The sequence below is a fragment of the Bacillus sp. V3B genome (genome assembly GCF_024494465.1).
In the GTDB taxonomy this organism is placed as follows: Bacteria; Bacillota; Bacilli; order Bacillales; family Cytobacillaceae; genus Bacillus_BD.
Genome location: NZ_JAETXM010000069.1, coordinates 1 through 1,408, shown reverse-complemented (window position 1 = coordinate 1,408; position 1,408 = coordinate 1). Strand labels below are relative to the sequence as shown.

The window sequence follows — 1,408 nt, the reverse complement described above, 5'->3', positions numbered from 1 at the left end:
GGGGGATTCCTAAGAACACCAGTGTATCCACCAGTTATTGATTAGGCTAACCCCGTTGTACCAACGGTTAGAAGTCTTACGGCTTCGTTTTTTAGATTTAAGCTTGCGTTAATATCTCGATCATGATGAGTATGACATTCTGGGCAATCCCACTCACGTAATCCGAGATCTTTAACGTCTTTATTTTTGTAACCACAATAAGAACAAAGCTGACTGGAAGGGAAATTTTTCGCTACCGTCACCACTTGTTTTCTGTACCATTTCGCCTTGTATTCAATCATGGTTTTGAATTGTGACCACGATACTTCGCTAATCGCTTTGGCAAGATTATGATTTCTTAACATGTTAGATACAGACAAACCTTCCATTCCAATGATGTCGTGGTTTTTGACAATTTTGGTTGAAATCTTGTCGAGATAATCTTTTCTTGCGTTAGCCATTTTTTCATGGATGCGTGCTACTTTAATCTTTGCTTTGTACCAGTTGGAACCACCTATTGTTCGTCTACTCATAATCCGTTGCGCTTTGGCTAACTTTTCTTCTAAAGTGCGGAAAAATCTTGGGTTTTTATAAGGGGGTGTTCCATCTGAAAGAATCACAAAGTCTTTGACACCCACATCAATGCCGACAGCTGAATTTGTTTTAGATAATTCTGCTACTTCTGTTTCCGTTCCTAAAGAAACAAAATATTTTCCTGAAGGATTACGTCTGATGGTAGCACTCAAAATGCGTCCTTCTACTTCACGACTTTTGGCAAAACGAACAAGTCCTAGTTTTGGTAGTTTGATCCAATGATCGACTACTGCGATATTTCCGTTCGTATGCTTCGTTGTGTAAGACTGAACAGGGTTCTTTTTTGATTTAAAGCGTGGTTGTTTATTCTGTTTTTTGTAATATCTATCGTAAGAATCAGATAAGTTTTCAACTGATTTTTGCAAAGCAATACTATCTACCTCTTTTAAAAAGAGGTAATGCTGTTTTAGTTCAGGAAGTGATTTGACGGTTTCATATTTACTGAAGTACTTCCCTTTCCAATGATTCATGGGAAGCTGACCATTCTGTTTCATTTCTTCTACGATAGACCAATAAGCATCTTTTTCTTTTTGTTTGCCAAGAAAGAAGTTAAATACGAAACGAGAACAACCAATGGTCTTATTCATAAGCTCTGCTTGTTTTTGGTTCGGATAGATACGAAACTTATAGGATTTGTTCACCAGCATACGTCGACACCTCCTTTTCCTCCTTCTATTTTACCATTTTTATGAGCAAAGAACAAACGTTTGTTCTTTTTTAAATGAATGAAAAAAGGGCGATTTGGAACTCGTATGATGTTTTTTATGTTCAGAAATAGATAGGCTCTCGAACAGTCGGACAATCGAGATGGCAAGAAAGCCATCCCTTGTCCGAA

The 1,408-nt window shown here is 37.6% G+C and carries 1 protein-coding gene; it reads right to left on the bottom strand.

What is annotated here, in order from left to right:
• Nucleotides 1–41: 41 nt before the first annotated feature.
• Entirely contained in the window at nt 42–1,220 is a 1,179-nt protein-coding gene (tnpB, locus tag JMM81_RS22545; protein ID WP_256243805.1) for an IS200/IS605 family element RNA-guided endonuclease TnpB, read from the bottom strand.
• Between the last annotated feature and the right edge of the window lie 188 nt (nt 1,221–1,408).

Bases quoted from the DNA above. Each gene is read 5' to 3' on its own strand.
- tnpB (WP_256243805.1), bottom strand. From the start codon at position 1,220: ATGCTGGTGAACAAATCCTATAAGTTTCGTATCTATCCGAACCAAAAA.